The sequence below is a fragment of the Kineosphaera limosa NBRC 100340 genome (assembly GCF_000298215.1).
In the GTDB taxonomy this organism is placed as follows: Bacteria; Actinomycetota; Actinomycetes; order Actinomycetales; family Dermatophilaceae; genus Kineosphaera; species Kineosphaera limosa.
Genome location: NZ_BAHD01000096.1, coordinates 1 through 15,854 on the forward strand (window position 1 = coordinate 1; position 15,854 = coordinate 15,854).

At 71.1% G+C, this 15,854-nt stretch carries 15 protein-coding genes and 1 pseudogene; 8 read left to right on the forward strand and 8 right to left on the reverse strand.

The window, feature by feature from the left end; translation table 11 throughout:
* A partial coding sequence (locus KILIM_RS19975; protein WP_006594568.1) for a D-alanyl-D-alanine carboxypeptidase occupies positions 1 to 735 on the reverse strand: 735 nt, incomplete at its 3' end.
* A 240-nt stretch (positions 736 to 975) separates the two neighbouring features.
* Here KILIM_RS19975 and KILIM_RS19980 point away from each other — a divergent pair.
* Positions 976 to 1,524 carry an inorganic diphosphatase gene (locus KILIM_RS19980; protein ID WP_006594569.1) on the forward strand — a complete coding sequence of 183 codons (549 nt, stop codon included), beginning with the start codon at positions 976 to 978 and terminating at the stop codon, positions 1,522 to 1,524.
* 98 nt (positions 1,525 to 1,622) lie between these two features.
* Here KILIM_RS19980 and KILIM_RS19985 read toward each other — a convergent pair whose 3' ends face one another.
* On the reverse strand, positions 1,623 to 2,867 hold the full coding sequence (locus tag KILIM_RS19985; RefSeq protein WP_006594570.1) for a C40 family peptidase: 1,245 nt from the start codon (positions 2,865 to 2,867) through the stop codon (positions 1,623 to 1,625).
* A gap of 214 nt (positions 2,868 to 3,081) precedes the next feature.
* Here KILIM_RS19985 and KILIM_RS19990 point away from each other — a divergent pair, with 214 nt between their 5' ends.
* A complete protein-coding gene (locus KILIM_RS19990) occupies positions 3,082 to 4,725 on the forward strand; it encodes a DUF3352 domain-containing protein (protein WP_157551851.1) in 1,644 nt (547 codons plus the stop codon).
* 166 nt (positions 4,726 to 4,891) lie between these two features.
* Complete coding sequence (locus KILIM_RS19995; protein ID WP_006594572.1) at positions 4,892 to 6,256, forward strand: FAD-dependent oxidoreductase; 1,365 nt, start codon at positions 4,892 to 4,894, stop codon at positions 6,254 to 6,256.
* Positions 6,257 to 6,496: 240 nt separating this feature from the next.
* On the opposite strand, the gene KILIM_RS20000 is transcribed toward KILIM_RS19995, so the two are convergent.
* Positions 6,497 to 7,078, reverse strand: a complete 582-nt coding sequence (locus KILIM_RS20000; protein ID WP_006594573.1) for a dihydrofolate reductase family protein — start codon at positions 7,076 to 7,078, stop codon at positions 6,497 to 6,499.
* A gap of 137 nt (positions 7,079 to 7,215) precedes the next feature.
* On the opposite strand from KILIM_RS20000, the gene KILIM_RS20005 reads away from it, so the two are divergent.
* Complete coding sequence (locus KILIM_RS20005) at positions 7,216 to 7,857, forward strand: TetR/AcrR family transcriptional regulator (RefSeq protein WP_006594574.1); 642 nt, start codon at positions 7,216 to 7,218, stop codon at positions 7,855 to 7,857.
* A 45-nt stretch (positions 7,858 to 7,902) separates the two neighbouring features.
* Here KILIM_RS20005 and KILIM_RS20010 read toward each other — a convergent pair whose 3' ends face one another.
* Entirely contained in the window at positions 7,903 to 9,303 is a 1,401-nt protein-coding gene (locus KILIM_RS20010; protein WP_006594575.1) for an FtsX-like permease family protein, read from the reverse strand.
* Positions 9,300 to 10,037, reverse strand: a complete 738-nt coding sequence (locus KILIM_RS20015) for an ABC transporter ATP-binding protein (protein WP_006594576.1) — start codon at positions 10,035 to 10,037, stop codon at positions 9,300 to 9,302. Before KILIM_RS20015 ends, KILIM_RS20010 begins: the two co-directional genes overlap by 4 nt.
* A 127-nt stretch (positions 10,038 to 10,164) precedes the next feature.
* Between KILIM_RS20015 and KILIM_RS20020 the strand changes: the two genes are divergently transcribed.
* Positions 10,165 to 11,211, forward strand: coding sequence for a sensor histidine kinase (locus KILIM_RS20020; RefSeq protein ID WP_006594577.1), 1,047 nt, complete (start codon positions 10,165 to 10,167; stop codon positions 11,209 to 11,211).
* The gene (locus KILIM_RS20025; protein WP_006594578.1) at positions 11,208 to 11,903 is read left to right on the forward strand and encodes a response regulator transcription factor; all 696 of its coding nucleotides are present in this window, start codon (positions 11,208 to 11,210) and stop codon (positions 11,901 to 11,903) included. The genes KILIM_RS20020 and KILIM_RS20025 overlap by 4 nt, the downstream gene beginning before the upstream one ends.
* 34 nt (positions 11,904 to 11,937) lie before the next feature.
* On the opposite strand, the gene KILIM_RS22875 is transcribed toward KILIM_RS20025, so the two are convergent.
* The 3 genes from KILIM_RS22875 to KILIM_RS20040 all read right to left on the reverse strand — a co-directional run bounded on the left by KILIM_RS22875 (position 11,938) and on the right by KILIM_RS20040 (position 14,346).
* On the reverse strand, positions 11,938 to 12,513 hold the full coding sequence (locus tag KILIM_RS22875) for a LiaF domain-containing protein (RefSeq protein WP_006594579.1): 576 nt from the start codon (positions 12,511 to 12,513) through the stop codon (positions 11,938 to 11,940).
* Positions 12,514 to 12,628: 115 nt separating this feature from the next.
* Positions 12,629 to 12,946, reverse strand: a complete 318-nt coding sequence (locus KILIM_RS20035; RefSeq protein WP_006594580.1) for a DUF4387 domain-containing protein — start codon at positions 12,944 to 12,946, stop codon at positions 12,629 to 12,631.
* On the reverse strand, positions 12,943 to 14,346 hold the full coding sequence (locus KILIM_RS20040) for an acyclic terpene utilization AtuA family protein (protein ID WP_006594581.1): 1,404 nt from the start codon (positions 14,344 to 14,346) through the stop codon (positions 12,943 to 12,945). Before KILIM_RS20040 ends, KILIM_RS20035 begins: the two co-directional genes overlap by 4 nt.
* A 102-nt stretch (positions 14,347 to 14,448) precedes the next feature.
* Here KILIM_RS20040 and KILIM_RS20045 point away from each other — a divergent pair, with 102 nt between their 5' ends.
* Together KILIM_RS20045 and KILIM_RS20050 are read left to right on the forward strand one after the other, a co-directional pair.
* Positions 14,449 to 15,093 carry an ABC transporter ATP-binding protein gene (locus tag KILIM_RS20045; RefSeq protein ID WP_040563948.1) on the forward strand — a complete coding sequence of 215 codons (645 nt, stop codon included), beginning with the start codon at positions 14,449 to 14,451 and terminating at the stop codon, positions 15,091 to 15,093.
* 11 nt (positions 15,094 to 15,104) lie between these two features.
* Positions 15,105 to 15,854 (forward strand): annotated as a pseudogene (locus tag KILIM_RS20050) (hypothetical protein); the annotation flags it as partial.

Consider the following 15,854-nt stretch of genomic DNA (forward strand, 5'->3'; position numbering starts at 1 on the left):
CTCGAGGGCCGCGGCGGTGGCGCGGGCGAGGTCGCCGAGGCCGGCCTGGCCGATGACGGAGCCGGGGTCGCCGCGGTCGGGGGCCAGCAGGTTGTCGCCCCCCGCGACGAGCGCGATGGTCGTCTGCGCCGGTGCTGCTGAGACACCGGCGGATGCCCCTGTCGTCGCTGTTGTCGCTGTTGTCGCTGCTGTCGCTGGGGTTGCCTCGGCCCCTGCGACGAGCACGGCGCGGGTCTCGAAGCGCTGGGTGAGGTCCTGCGCTTGGGCCAGCGCGACGGCCGTGAGCACCTTGGTCGTCGAAGCAGGAGTGCGAGCGCGGCCGGCGTCGTGCGCGAAAAGCACCGCCCCGGAGGCGTCGCGCACCTCCATGCCGACCGACGGCCCGAGCGCGGGATTTGTCAGCTGCGGCCGCAGGGCCGCGGTCAGCCCAGCGGTCGTGAGCGCGGGGCTCGCGGCTTCTGCTGGGATCTGCGTCGGCAAGGGAGCCGGAGTTGCCGCGGCCAAGGGCGGCGGCACCCGCGGGACCGCGTTGTTGTCTTGCCGCGCACCCGCCGCACCGGCCTGACCGGCCGGCGCCTCACTCTCCGGTACCTGCGTGCGGTCCTCCCGGCCCAGGTCGCTGGTGACGAATCCGGGCACGACATCGAGGGCGTCGAGGCTCAGGTAGCCCAGCGGCAGCGCGACGACGAGCGCCGCGACGGCGATCTGCCGTCGGCGCGCTGACCGCTCCCGCATGTCGACCTCCCGGCCCCTGATCTGCCCGGTTCCCCGTGGTGCCCCCGCTCCATGATGACCCGGCGCGGCCCCGATCGAGCGCACGTGCCCCGCGGCGGCGTCGCATCGTGGCTTGCCGGGGCGGGAAGAACGTGGCGGCGAAGGCATTCCGTAGGCTTGGGCCACATGATCCGCGCGGGCATGACACGCTGTGGACGCACAACTTATGACAATGGCGTGATCACGAGGAGGCCTGCCGGAATGACGAGCACGCGGGAGGGCGACGGGCCGCTGTTCTTCGATGTGACCATCGAGATTCCAAAGGGACAGCGCAACAAGTACGAGGTCGACCACGAGAGCGGTCGGATCCGCCTGGACCGGATGCTCTTCACCTCGACGCAGTACCCGAGCGACTACGGCTACATCGAGGACACTCTCGGTGAGGACGGCGACCCGCTCGACGCCCTGGTGCTGCTCGACCAGCCGACCTTCCCCGGCGTGCTCATCATGTGCCGCGCGATCGGCATGTTCCACATGCGCGACGAGGCCGGCGGCGACGACAAGATCCTGTGCGTACCGGCGAAGGACCCGCGGGTCACGGCCATCCAGGACCTCGAGGACGTCAGCGAGTTCGACCGGCTGGAGATCCAGCACTTCTTCGAGACCTACAAGGACCTCGAGCCCGGCAAGTCGGTCGAGGGCGCCCACTGGGCGGGTCGCGAGACCGCCAACCAGGTGATCCTCGAGGCCATCGCGCGCGCCGACGAGCACGGCGTCACCACCAGCCGCTGGCCCAAGCCGAACCACTGATCGGACCGCTGATCGCGAGCAACAGCCGCGAGAACTACTGAGAGCGACTGAGGGCGCCGGAGCGATCCGGCGCCCTCAGCTGCGTTTCGGCTCGCCCGTCAGACGCGGCCGCCGTAGGGCAGCAGGCTGGAGCGGTAGATCGAGGAGTAACGGATGTTGAGGCCGGTGCGCGGCGCCTCGATCATCCGCCCGTCGCCCACGTAGAGCCCGACGTGGTGGATCGAGGCGGCGTCCTTACCGAAGAACACCAGGTCACCGGGGGCCAGGTCGGAGATCGGTACGCGCGCGGTCTGCTGGTACTGCGAGCCGGTGTAGTGGATGAGGTTCTTGCCGGCCGCCTGCCACGCCCGCATCGTCAGGCCGGAGCAGTCGAAGCTGTCGGGCCCTTCGCCGCCCCACCGGTAGGGCTTGCCGAGCTGCTCCTGCGCGTAGGCGATGGCGGCGGCGGCTGCGTCGCTGTCTGCGGCGGGCAGACTGCCGGGGTCGAAGCCGTCGGCGGCGAGCGTCGCGCTCTGGCTGCGCAGCATCTGCTGGCGCACGGACTGGGCCGCGAGACCGTCGAGGCGGGCCCGCTCGACGGCGGCGCTGGAGTCGCGCAGGGTCGCGAGTTCGTCGATGGCCGCCTGCATCTGTTGCCCGATGGCCTGCTGACGGGCCTCGCCCTGCGCCACGGCGGCCTGGGCTGCGTCGTGGGCCTCCTTGGCGCGGGCCTGGGCGGCCTTCTGCTGAAGTTCGGCCTGGGCGGCGACCCGACGGGCCTCCTGGGCCTTGGCGGCGGCGGCCTGGGCGTCGTCGAAGGTGCGGCCCCGGTAGGCGCTGATGGCGTCGAGGTCGCCGGCGGTGCGACCGGCATCCGAGCCGGCGGCCAGACCGAAGAGCACGTCGAACCCGGCCAGGGGGCCGCCCTGCATGTAGAGGGTGGCGGCGAGGTTATCGACGGCGGTGCGCGCCTGCCCGGACCGCTCGGTGGCGGCGGCCGCCTCCTGCCGGGCCTTCTTCGCGGCGGCGGCCCGCTGCGCCAGTTGCACCCGCGCCTGGTTGTAGCGCTCGGTGGCCAGCTGCGCGGCGGCTTCGAGGTCGTCCAGTTCGCGCTGGGCGGCGGTCCACCGTGCTTCGACGCGAGCCTGCTGCGCCTGCGCGCGGGCGACGGCGGCGCGGGCGGCCTCGACCTGGGCTTGCGAGGGCACCGGTCCGCGCGGCGGCGTGGTGGCATTCGGGGAGGCCGTGGCGCTGGGTGACGGCGTCGGGGCGGGGCTGGCGGGGGTGTCGGGAACTGCGAAGGCGGGCAGGGAGGGGGTCACCATCGCGCAGATGAGCGCGAGGGTCGCAGCGCGACGGCGCATAGGTTTTTCTCGTCCCTTCGGCGGCGGACCGGCATGATCCGCGCCGTCTGTCGGCGGGCCGCCACGACACCCCTGGCCTGCGCTCGCGCCCACCTCCTGCGTAGAACGTGCGCAGATCAGTGGTGAGCCACGGCGGCCGGTCGATTAGTCTCTTGGAGACCAGTCGGTCACTGGATCTAGGTGTCCGTATCGGCAACAGGGGATGAAACTGAAGATGTCTGAAAACACGAATTCGCCTGAAGGCGAAAACACCTCAGCGGTGCGGTCCGGCGACGGGGACCTCGCCGACGCCACCTCGTCACGCAAGCGCCGCCGCACGGTCGTCGCGGGCAGCGCCGCAGCGGCGCTGGTTGTCGCCGGTGGAGCCGCGGCAATCGCGGGCAGCGGCATGCTCGGGGGCGGCGGCTCCCAACCCGAAGACGTGCTGCCAGGCGAGTCGATCGTGTTCGTCAAGGTCGACCTCGACCCCGGCGTGGCGCAGAAGGTCGGCGCCTTCCGCCTCATGGACAAGCTGCCGCAGGCCAAGGAGGCGCTGAACTCCGGCGACCCGAAGAAGGCGCTGTTCGAGTGGATCAGCGCCAACGACAAGGACGTCAAGGTCGACTACGCCGCCGACGTCGAGCCGTGGCTCGGTGATCGGGTGGGCATGGCCATCTTGGCGCCGCAGGGCTCCTCGACCGAGCCGGTGCCGGTCGTTGCGGTGCAGGTGAAGGATGAGGCCAAGGCGCGCGAGGGCATCGCCAAGCTGGAGGCGCAGAGCAAGGACGCCATCGCGGGGGCCAAGGACACGGCCGCCAAGGCGATGGAGAGCGCGACGGGACCGGGCGCGTCCCCGAGCGCCGGCGCGAAGTCGGACTCGGAGCCCGTGCAGATCTTCCGCAACGGCTACCTCGTGGTCACCGACGCGGCGAACGAGCAGCGGGTGACGTCGGCGATGGACGCGGGGGCGCTGTCGGCGAACGACACGTTCAAGGCGGACATGAGCGCCCTCGGTGAGAAGGGTGTGGCCTCCGGCTGGGTCGACGGTCCGAAGTCGATGAGCCTGCAGGGTGGTTCGTCCACTCCGGCGGCGATGGAGGAGTTGGCGGCCCTTGGTGGGCGCAGCGCGTTCGCCCTGCGCTTCTCCGCGGACTACCTGGAGTTCGCGCAGGTCAACCGCGACGTGAAGTTGAGCACGCAGGCACCGGCGCTCAAGGACGTGGCTAACCTGCCGGCGACGACGGGCGCGTTCTACTCGTTCAGCGGCGGCTCGGCCTACCTGGGTGAGCTGTGGCCGACGATCACGAAGTTCGCGGCCGCGGCGGTCGGCCCCGGGGCCGACTTCGAGGCGCAGCTCAAGGAGATCGAGCAGCAGACCGGGCTGGTGCTGCCGCAGGACCTGCAGACGCTGCTGGGTGAGCAGTTCGATGTCGTCGTGCCCAAGCAGGACTTCAAGGACGCCCAGGGCATGCCGCAGGTCGGCATGCGGTTGTGGGGCGACACGGCCAAGTCGGAGGCGGTCTTGAAGAAGATCACCGACCTGGCCAACGAGCAGGGCGCCATGCTGCCGATCCAGACGCAGACCTCCGACGGCCACTTCGACATCTCGCTGCTCGGCGGCTCCTTCGCCGCGCTCGCCTCGGTCGCCGACTCGGGCCAGTCGGTTTCGGCGGCGCCCGGCTTCGCCAAGGTGCTGCCCGACTTGGCCAAGGCGAACTCCGCGCTGTACGTCGACCTCGACGCCTTCGAGTCGCAGTACCTGCCGGAGGTGCCCGCCGAGCACCGCGAGCTGGTCCAGGCCCTCCAGGCCGTCGGCATGACCGCGCAGCCGATCACCAACGGCGAGCAGCACTCCACCCTCCGGGTCTCGGTGAACTGAGACTCGGCTGACGCTGGCACGGCTCGACGGCCCGGTCCTGAAATGGGCCGGGCCGTCGGCGTTCCAGCGCAGGAAAGCGGCCCGCGACCGGGCGTCCACCAGAACGCGCAATCCGCTCGTTCGCACGCCCATGGGGTCTGCCGCACCCCTGTGAAAGGCTCGCGGGATGCGACCCACCGTGACCGAGCCGGCCCGCGAGATCGATGTCGTCCATGAGACCGACGTGCTGGTCGTCGGCGCGGGACCGGGGGGCCTGGCCGCCGCGCTCGGGGCCGCCCGGGCGGGCGTCGAGGTCACCCTGGTCGAGCGCTTCGGCTGCATGGGCGGCAACATCACCGTGGTCGGCGTCGAGGGTTTCGCCTGGTACCGGCGGGAGCAGACTGTCGAGGCCGGCGGCATCGGGTGGGAGTTCGAGGAGCGCGCCAAGGCGATGGGCGCCGCGGTCCCGGAGAGCCAGTCGCTCTCGTACGAGCTGGATTCCGAGGGCTTCAAGGTCGTCGCGGACCGGCTGGTGCAGGAGGCCGGGGTGCGCCCGATGCTGCACCGTCAGGTCGTCGCGCCGGTCATGGACGGGGATCGGATCATCGGCATCATCACCGAGTCCAAGGCGGGTCGCGAGGCGATCCTCGGGCGGGTCGTCATCGACGCGAGCGGCGACGCCGATATCGCGATGCGCGCCGGTGCGCCGGTCCACCAGACTCCGGTCGAGGAGATGTTGGCGGCCTCGGTGATGTTCCACCTCGCCGGGGTCGACAAGGCCGCCTTCCTCGCGGGGGTCGCGGCGGATCCGCAGACGTACGCGGACTGGTCCTCCGGGGAGTGGGTGACGACGACGGACGGCAAGGAGGACGCGCTCTTCTCCCCCTACCTCGGCAAGCCGTCCCGGCAGGCCATCGAGGCCGGAGTCATCCCAGCCGACCTGCACACCATCGGCGGCACGTGGGGCGCACTGCACGACACTGGCGAGCTGACGTACATGAACCTCGTCCACCTGCCCGAATGCGACGGCACCGACCCCGACAGCATGACCCGCTTCGAGATCGAGGGCCGCCGGCAGGCGTTGCTCGCCATCGACGCGCTGCGCCGCTTCACGCCGGGCTGCGCGAACGCCCGGCTGCGCAACTTCGGGGCGACGATCGGCATCCGCGACACCCGCAAGATCGACGCGGTCTACAACCTCACCGAGACCGACACTCGTGGGCAGGGGCGGTTCGAGGACAGCATCGGCATCTACCCCGAGTTCATCGACGGCTACGGCGTGCTCGTCCTGCCCACGACGGGGCGCTACCTACAGATCCCGTTCCGTTCGCTGATCCCGCGCGGGGTGCGGAACCTGCTCGTCGCCGGGCGCGCGATCGGAGGGGACAAGATCGCGCACGCGGCGACCCGCAACATGTCGTGCTGCGCGGTGACCGGGCAGGCCGCGGGGGTGGCGGCAGCACTGGCCGTCCGCAGCGGGGTCGAAGCCGCCGACGTCGACGTCGCCGCGGTGCAGGCGCAGTTGGTGCACCAGGGCGTTCGGATCTCCTAGCGTCGTCAGCGCAGGAAGGCGGCCGCCACTCCTGCGTCCACGGGGATGTGCAGGCCGGTCGTGTGCGACAGGTCGCCGTCCTGGTCCAGGCCCGGGCCGTCAGGGCCCTCGACACGGACCTCGCCGGACCTCGCCGGAATTCGCCGGATCGTCGCGAACTCGACCCGCCTGCGCCGCTACGAGCCGGACCAGCAGGCTTCGCGCCGTTGGGAGTCCGTCGCGGACTAAATGCGTCGCGACTCAGACGGGGGCATAGGTAGCGACCACGACACCCGTCGTCGTCGGCACGCATCGCTTCAGGGCCAGGTCCCGCCTCAGCCCCGTCCGTGGGAAGAGCTGCTGCCCCTGCCCGAGCACCAACGGATGGATGAGCAGGGTGTATTCGTCAACGAGTCCGGCATCGATGAGGGTCCGCGCGAGTTCACCACAGCCGAGCAGCACGAGATCGTCGCCGCCTGACTTCTTGAGCCGCGTGACGGACTCGATCGCGTCCCCGCGCAGCGCGTGCGAGTTCTCCCAGGGGAGCGGATCGGTCAGGGTGTTGGTCACCACATACTTCGTCTTGGCGGCCAGGACCGGGGTGAACGGGTTGTCCGTGCGGCCGCCCCACGCCCGGTGGAAGTCCTCGTACGTACGCCGCCCGAAGAGGAGCGCGCTCGGCCGCATCATGCCCGCCCCCATCTCACGGGCGGCGACCTCGTCGCCGTAGGCCACTCCCCAGCCCCCGGCGTCGAAACCGTCACGGGTGTCCTCGTCGGGCCGGCCCGGCGCCTGCATCACGCCGTCGAGACTCAGGCTCTCCACGATGGTCAGGTCAGCCACGTCCGCCTCCTCATAAGACTGGACTGTATAGTCCAGTTAGACTGCACGGTACAGTTCGTTTATCGCTCCTGCAAGAGCAGGCCCTTTCTCCGGGCCGCGTCTGGGGCGGCGCACCCACTCGATGAAGGGAGGCCCCATTGCCCCTTGCAGACCAGCCACTGTCAGCCCGGTCCGCCTCGAAGCGGTCGGCGATCCTGGCAGCCGCAGAGCGAGCCTTCCTCACGCACGGCTACCTCGGCACGAGCATGGACGGCGTCGCCGCCGACTCCCGGGTCTCGAAACAGACGATCTACGCGCACTTCGGCACGAAGGAACAGCTCTTTGTCGACCTCGTAAAGGCCATGACGGACGAGGCGGGCGACGCCGTCGAAGTCCTCACGCCTCGGTTGGACAGCCCCGAGCAGTTCAGGACCTGGCTGCGCGACTACTCCCGCGGGCAGCTCGACGCCGTGCTCACGCCACGTCTCATGCGCCTGCGCCGCCTCGTCATCGCCGAGGTCCCGCGCTTCCCCGAACTTGCGGCGGTCATGCAAGCGCAGGGGGCGGGACGAGTGATCGAGCACCTCACGCAGGTGTGTGCGGAGGCGGCGGTGCGCGGTCTCATCGAAGCCGATCCCGCGCGGGCGGCGCGGCGCCTCAACTGGCTCCTCATGGCCGAGCCGATCAACGCGGTGATGATGCTCGGCGACGACGCCCTGCCCAGCCCGGACGCCCGCGAGGCAATCGCCAACCAGGCGGTGCACGACTTCCTCCGGCTCTTCGCCGCACCGAGGGTTTGACCGCGCCGGTCGGCGGCGACCAGATAGGCCGTCAGTCGTTGCGTCTCAGTCGTTCCTTCGATGCGCCTGCGTGAGGACGGTGCGCTGTAGGGGACGGCACGCCTCGGCGGCACCGACCGTGAGCGCGAGCCCAGCCACCACCGTGGCGAACACCACGACGAGCCCCGACGCCTGGAAGGGGAACAGCGCCATGAAGGGCGTTGCGAGCAGCAGCCCGACCCCGATCGATCCCGCGAGCGTGATGACGAGTGGCGCGAGCACGTGATGGCGTCGGATGCGGGCGAAAAGGGCGCGCGGGTAGCCGGCCCGGTCGAGTGCCACGGCCTCGTCGCTGCGGTCGACGACGAGCGCGGACTGATTGACCAGGGTCGACGTCGCGCCGACGAGGAGCCCGATCGCCAGCGTGATGATGACACCGGTGCGCATGTCCGCGGCGAGAATGAGCCGGGCGGGCTCGTCGCCGAGAAACTCGCGGTCCGACGGCATCATGGCGACGAAGGCCGCGATCATGCCGAGCAGCGCCACCGCCGAGACGTTGCGCCACGCGGCGCGGGGATCGTCGACGATCCGGCGCATCGCGATGAGCCGGGCCACGTTGCCGGTGAGCACACCGGGACGGGCGAGCAGCTGGAGCACCCACGGCCCGACGAGGTTGACCGCGCCGACCACGAGCAGGATCATCCCCGCCATCACGGCGTAGATCTGCAGGTTGACCAGGCCGACCCGAGTCGAGAAGGCCTGGCTGAAGAAGCCGAACGCGACGATCGCGGCGACGAAGACACCGACCCGCCACGCCCGCAGCCGCCGGGGCGTCTGCTGCATCGCGACCCCGAGCGGCGAGATCCGCACCTGCTGGAGGCCGAGCACCGTGGAGAGCGCGGCGAGCCCGAGCAGGACCGCGCCGACGGCGAGCCCGAGCCACCACGGCAGGAGCATCTCGCCCGGTCCGATCGGGCCGCCGTGGAAGGAGACGAACTGCCATAGCGGCAGCGTGAGTAGCCACAGTGCGGCGCCAAGGACCGTGCCGATGAGCGCCTGCACGAGGGTCTCGACGACCGACATGCCGACGACCTCGCCGCCCGTCATGCCGACGAGGCGCAGCGAAGCGAGTCGCCGGGCCCGGCCGCGGGCACCCAGTCGCGCCGCCGCCGCACCCAGGGTGAGGACGGGCAGCACGAGCAGCGCGCAGGCGATCGTCGCGAGCACGACATAGGACTCGAGGTAGGAGCCGACGGACCCAGCAGGCATCCCCAGGCGCGAGACGATATCGGCCCCCGGGTGCTGCCAGCGCTGCACGAACATCCACGTGCCGCCGGTCACCGTCAGGGTCAGCCACGCCGAGACCGTGAACGCGGCGATGGCGAGCAGGTCGAGGGTCGCGCCGCCGCGGGCGCCGCGCAGCCGCTCCAGGGCCAGGCGAGGTGCGAGGTCGAGGGCCGCGTTCATCGCAGCTCTCCTGCCAGCTCGTCGGCAGCGAGAAGCTGGTCGGCATGGACCATCGCGTCGCGCAGCTCGACGAGTCGGGAGCACCAGCGCGCGACCTGGGCGTCGTGGGTGACGACGACGAGGGTCGCCCCGGCCATGGCGGTCGTCGTGGTGAGAATCTGGAGCACCTCGTGGCCGGTCGCCTGGTCCAACGCGCCGGTGGGCTCGTCGGCGAAGACCACCGCGGGGTCGTGCACCATCGCGCGGGCGATCGCTACGCGCTGGGCCTGGCCACCGGACATCTCTCCGGGACGACGGCCCGCGAGTCCGCTGCCCGCCCCGAGGCCGAGGCGCTCGAGCCACGTGTCCGCGCTGCGCAGCGCCTCGCCGCGGGGAACCCCGCGCAGCAGGAGTGGGAGGGCGACGTTCTCGCGGGCCGGCAGCTCGGGCAGGAGCTGGCCGTCTTGGAAGACGAAGCCGAGCCGCTCGCGCCGCACCCGGGAGCGCTGCGCGTCGCGCAGCCCCGAGACGACGAGATCGCCGAGGCGGACCTCGCCGGCATCCGGCACGAGGATGCCCGCGAGGCAGTGCAGGAGGGTCGACTTGCCCGAGCCCGAGGGGCCCATGATCGCGACCGACTGCCCGGCGGGAATCTGCAGGTCGACGCCCGCGAGGGCGCGGACCTGGCCGAAGGACTTCGTGAGTCCGCGGGCAACGAGTGGAGCTGGTGTGTGCTGTGTTCGCATGATGTCCATCCCATCGCCGATCGGCCCCCGGTCCTATGGTGGCAGGGCCCGACCTGGGGTGGAGCTGGCTCCACCTGCGCGGTCGCCTAGGCCCTCCTGCCGGCTCTGACTCTCTCGGCGGGCATCGGGATCGGCGATGTTGTCGGTACTCATGGCTACCGTGGAGGCCATGCCGCCCGCCCCACCCCGACGCGAGATCAGCGCCCGCGCGCTCTTCTGGTGGCAGGTGCTGCTCGGAGTGGGGATCGGCGCCGGACTCGTCGTCATCCTTCTCGCCCTCCTGGCGGTCTCGGCCTCCATTGGCTGGTCGGTCGTCGCGTGGCCGCCGGTGATCCTCGCCTGGGTCGGCCTCGGCATCGCCGGACTGTGGGCCCTCGAACGGCGAAAACCCGTGCCGCTGCCGGCTCCCGGGCCGGCCTGGTCGGCGCACGTGCGCGAGCTACGCTCCTCCCGGCTCGAGATCGTCAACGCCTTCGAGATCGAGCGCCGACGCATCGAGCGGGATCTGCACGACGGCGCCCAACAGCATCTCGTCGCCTCGTCACTCCAGATCGGGGAGGCCGTGCTGCTGCTCTCACAGGCCGAGCAAGGCCAGAAGGGGCAGGAGGGCGATTGCTCGGAACCGGGCGATCGCCGAGCCGTCGCCCTCGGTCTGCTCGAGCGAGCCCAGGACGCCACGGATGCGGCGCTCGCTGCGCTGCGCGCCACGGTCGCGGGAATCCATCCGGCAGTCCTGTCCGACCTCGGACTCGAAGTGGCGGTGCGCGACCTAACCGATCGCTCCCCGGTGACTGTCGACGTGCGGGTGCCGCATCCGCTCCCGCCGTTGCCCGAGCCGGTTGCCGCCGCGGCCTACTTCCTCGTCGCCGAGGCCCTGACCAATGTCGCCAAGCACACGCCCGATTCCCGCGCCACGGTGCTCCTGGCCTGCGACGACGACCTGCGCGTGTCGATCGTCGACAACGGCCTGGGCGGGGCGCAGGTGCGGCCCGGGCACGGCCTGGCCGGCATGACCGAGCGACTCGCCGCCTTCGGTGGAGCGCTGCAGGTCAGCAGCCCACTCGGGGGCCCCACATCGCTGAGCGCCCGCATCCCGTTGCTGCTCGATGACGGCGAGGTGGGCATCGGGGAGTTGGCGCAGGAGCGAGGCGTGGATCGCACGCCAGGAGGGCAGGCCCGATGAGGATCGTCATCGCCGAGGACTCGGCGCTGCTGCGCGAGGGGCTCGTCGGACTGCTCGAACGGCAGGGCCACGAGGTCGTGGCACAGGCCGCGAGCGCCACCGAACTCGAAGCCGTCGTCGACCGCACCGTCGCCGGGGGCGAGGCGCCCGACGTCATCGTCACCGACGTGCGGATGCCCCCGACGATGACCGCGGACGGCCTCGACGCCGCGGTGCGGATCCGGGCGCGGCACCCGCAGATCGCGATCATGGTGCTCTCGCAGTACGTCGCCCCCGGGTACGCGGCCGAACTCTTCGGCGACGGGGCGCGATCTGGTTCGTCCGGCGCGATGGAAGGCGAGGTCGGCGGGCTCGGCTACCTGCTCAAGGAGAGGGTCGCTCGGGTCGCCGACTTCCTACGCAGCCTGAGCATCGTCGTGGCCGGCGGGGTCGTCATCGACCCGGAGATCGCGACGCTGCTGGTGTCGGGTCGACGGACGGCCCTCGATGCGCTGACCCACCGTGAACGCGAAGTGCTCGAACTCATGGCGCGCGGGCTGAGCAACACCCAGATCGCCGAGCAGCTCGTGTTGTCGGCCGGAGCGGTCTCCAAGCACGTCGCCAACATCTTCGGCAAGCTCGGCCTGGCCACCGGGGAGGAGAACCGGCGCGTCCGAGCCGTGCTGGCCTACCTCACGGCCCAGCAGAAATGACCGCCAACCCAGCCGGGAGCCCGAGCCGGGGCTCCTAGAACCACTTCCAACGCTTGGGGATCTTCTCGCCCGGGAGGGCGGTCTTGACCTTGACGTCGCCGAAGATGCCCACGCGGTGGATGCGCAGGCTGGGACCGCCGGGGGCGTTGCCCGAGTCGTCGATCTTGTCGTCGCCGAAGACCGAGAAGCCGCTGGTACTGACCGCCATGCCCGGCGGCACGATGATCTTGACGTCGCCGAACAGGGTGTAAACGGTCAACTCGGCCTGCGCGGGGATCTCGGCCTCGCGCAGGTCGAGGGTCAAGTCGCCGAACACCATCACGGCGGAGGTTCGCTCGTCTACTCGAAAGCGCCCTTGACGCTTGTAATCGCCGAAGACCCGCACGACGCTCGTGCTGGCCCCGCTGGTGGCAGGCGGCTGCGCGGCCGGGTACACGGCGGATGGGTGCACCGGCTGCGGCGGGGCGGCCTGCTGGTGCGGCTGCACCTGGCCCATGCTCGGCTGAATGACCGGCATCTGCGCCTGTCCCCCGCCGACCCGGTCCTGCACCTCCGACGGAGGGAAGGTCCCGTTCAACGGCCGGCCGTGCTCCCCTGAGTTCTGCGTCATAACGACCAGCCTAGGCACGCGGGCGCACCCCGCCTACCCGCGCGGACCATTCCCAGGGTGAACTCAGGGTGCGACGCGGGAACTCCCGCGGACTCCACGCTCGGGCGTAACGAGATCACAGGTCGAGAGTGACGCCGAGCAACGGTGCGTGTTGTTGGGCGCCATAGACGTCGGTCTCACCGAGGTCACCGGCCACCCGGGGGCGCCGGATCGTGATCTTGACGGCCCGCGCCGGGTCGAAGGCGATGAGTTCGATGATGTCGGCCTCGTCGAGGCCGTACAGGCCGCAGATGAGTTCTTTGTCGATGGCCTGCCGCGCCACCACCCGCCGGTAGATCGCCTCGTCGGTGAACAGGATGTCGAGGGTCAACTCATGCGGCCCCGCGTTCTTGCTGCGGATGACGCTCGCGATATCGGTGAGGCGGTGTTTCATTGGGCGTCCTCGCTGATCTGCACCAGCTGTACGTCGAACAGCGCGTCGGGGTCATCGACCCGCAGCAGGTGGTAGAGGCTGAATTGGTAGACCGCACCGGCCTTGAAGTCCGACGGTGAATAGGGAAACGCGAGATTGCCCGCCGTCGAGATCCGGCCCGGATATCCGTGGTGCAGCATCGTCGAGCGGGCGAAGCCGCAGATCGTGTCGGCCAGCTCCTGCGTGTCGGCGACGGCCTCGATGACGATGCCGATCTCGTGGCCGGGGACGGGATGCGGCTCCAAGGGCCCCATGACGGCGTTCTTGCCGTACACGTGGAACAGCAGGCGGTATTCGCCGGCCGGGACCGACGCGAAGTTGTCGCGGACCCTTGTCTCGACGGCCGCAAGAATGTCGTCGAGGCTCGCGATGAACGCCGGATCGCGGGCACCCGCGATAGAGACCGTGCGGAATCCGACGCGGCGAGCGCCCTCGAGCTTGACGGTGTGCTCGGCGGCGGGCACGAAGCGCGAGCCTTCGACGCGGACGGCCCGCTCGCTCTCCGGCAGGAAGCGCGTTTCGGTGAGGTCGAGCAGGCCGCCCGGCCCGGGCAGCAGATACGGATTGGTCTTCTCGTACAGCGAATGCGCGGCCACCGACGTGACCGTGCAGGCCCGGTCGGGGTTCAGCGGTTCGAGCAGAAAGTGGTCGTCGCGCAGCACGCCGAGCATGCAGTCGCCGCCGCTGCCGGGCGTCGCCGCGATCGCGGCGCACTCGAGGATCTTGCCCAGGTGCAGCGCCAGCCCGGCGTCGTAGCCTCGACGGATCGGTTCGGCCGCGAACACCGCCGGATCGTAGGCGCGGCCGGCGAGGACGACCTGCGCGCCCGCCTCGAGCGCCCGGACGAACGGCTCGACCCCCATCTGCGCCACGATGTGGCGGCTCTCCTGCACGTCCGCCGCGGTCGCCTCCGGGCCTGGCGGCAGCGGGCGGAGATCGCCGGTGGCCAACGCCTGCCGCAACATTCCCGGCGGGAGGTCTGCGTGGATGACCGCGAGCCGGAACGTCAGGCCCTCCTCGGCGGCGACCTCGCGGATGATGCTCTCGGTCCACGCGACGTGCGGCCGCGCACCCGCGCCGCCGGCCGTGCCGATGACGACCGGGATGTCGAGTTCGCGACCCGCGACCAGGATGAGCCGCAGGTCGCGCTTGACCGCCGCGCGATCCGTAAAGGAGACGCCCGCGCCCAGGTAGTACGGGCCCGGGTCGACCGAGCCGGCATCGACCGCGATGAGGTGCGGACGCCGGTCCAGCCCGGCGCGGAACGAAGACTCCGGAAAGCCGTAACCAAGGATCGCGGTCGGCGACAGGATCCGCAGTTCGCGCGATCCCGCCTCGCCCGGCTGCGCTGTCGGCGTCATGGCGCTGCTCCCGTCTGCGGTTCGGCGTGCCTGCAACCCTACGCACCGCAGGCTCGCCGACGCGCGAGCTGGCGGCCGCAGCGCTGACGTACGGTGGCTGGCGTGGGAAATCAGCTGGTCGCGACGGGAGTCTCGAAGGTCATCTCGACGGTGACCCTGCTGCGCACGATCGACGTGCGCGCCAATCCCGGCGAGTGCGTGGTGCTGCGCGGCCCCAACGGATCGGGTAAGACGACGCTGCTGCGGCTGCTGGCCGGCCTGGCGGAGCCGTCGACCGGCACCGTGCGCCTCGACGAACGGCCCGTCGACGAGCGCGACCCCGCCATCCGGGCGGCGATCGCGTCGCTGCTCGGCGCCCCCGCGACCTACCGCGACCTCACGGTGCACGATCACCTCACCCTCATCGACGCCACGTGGGGGCGCAACGCCGACGACTGCGAGCAGCGCGTCGGCGCCTGCCTCGAGGAGTTCGGCATCCAGCACTTGGCGGACCGCTTTCCGCACGAGCTGTCCTCCGGGCAGACGCAGCTGTTCCGCCTCTCCTGCGTGTTCTTCCGGCCCGCCACGACCCTGCTGCTCGACGAGCCGGAGCAGCGCCTCGACGACCGGATGCGCCCCCACATCGCGGAGCTGATCGACGTGCGGCGAGCCGCGGGCGCAACGATCGTCATGGCCTGCCACGACCCCGCCGTCACGGAGGCGACGGCCACCCGGGTGCTCGACATCCAGCCCGCGGAACCGCAGTGACCCGGCGACCCATGCCGATCACGCCGCCCCCGCCGGGGATGCTCGGCGACGATCGCCCGCGCTTCGACGACGCCCTGGAGGTCGCCACCGACGGTGCGGGCGCGGGCACGCTGCGACGCCTGGCCTATCCGGTGTACGTGACGATCCTCGTCGCCCTGACGTACGGCTTCACGTTCACGCGGTTCGTCTTCGTCGCGAGCAACCCGGAGTGGGTCGCGGCTCACCTCATGACCGGTGCGGCGGCCGGCGTGCTGGCCGTGCTCGTCGCCCTGGCCGCGGGCTTCGTGTGGCGGGCCAGCCGTCAGCGCGGGGCGGTGGTACCACCGGTCGCGTGGACCGACCAGGTGCTCGGCAGCTCGATCGACCGCGCGGTGGCCGTGCGGCCGTGGTGGCACCTGACCCTGGCCGGCACCACGACCGGAGGGGGACTGCTCGGGGTGATGCTCGGCGGCAGCCTGTGGGCATCGCAGGTCACCGGTCCGCTCGCGCTGCCGGTCGCCGGTGTCGTCGGCGGTCTCATCGGCGCACTCCTGGCGCACACAGCCCTGTGGGGTCAGGTGGGCCGGGCCGTGCCGATTCGCACGGCTGCGGCGCTACGCCTGTTGCGCGTCGAGGAGTTGCGCACCCAGGCAGCGACCGGCGACCACTTCATCGGCGCGCTGCTGGCCGGGGACGTGCGCGCCGGCCAGCTGGAGGTGGCGCCGCCGATCCGACGACGCCGCTCGTGGCGGCTGCGTCCCGGCCGGCCCGTCGCCGGCATC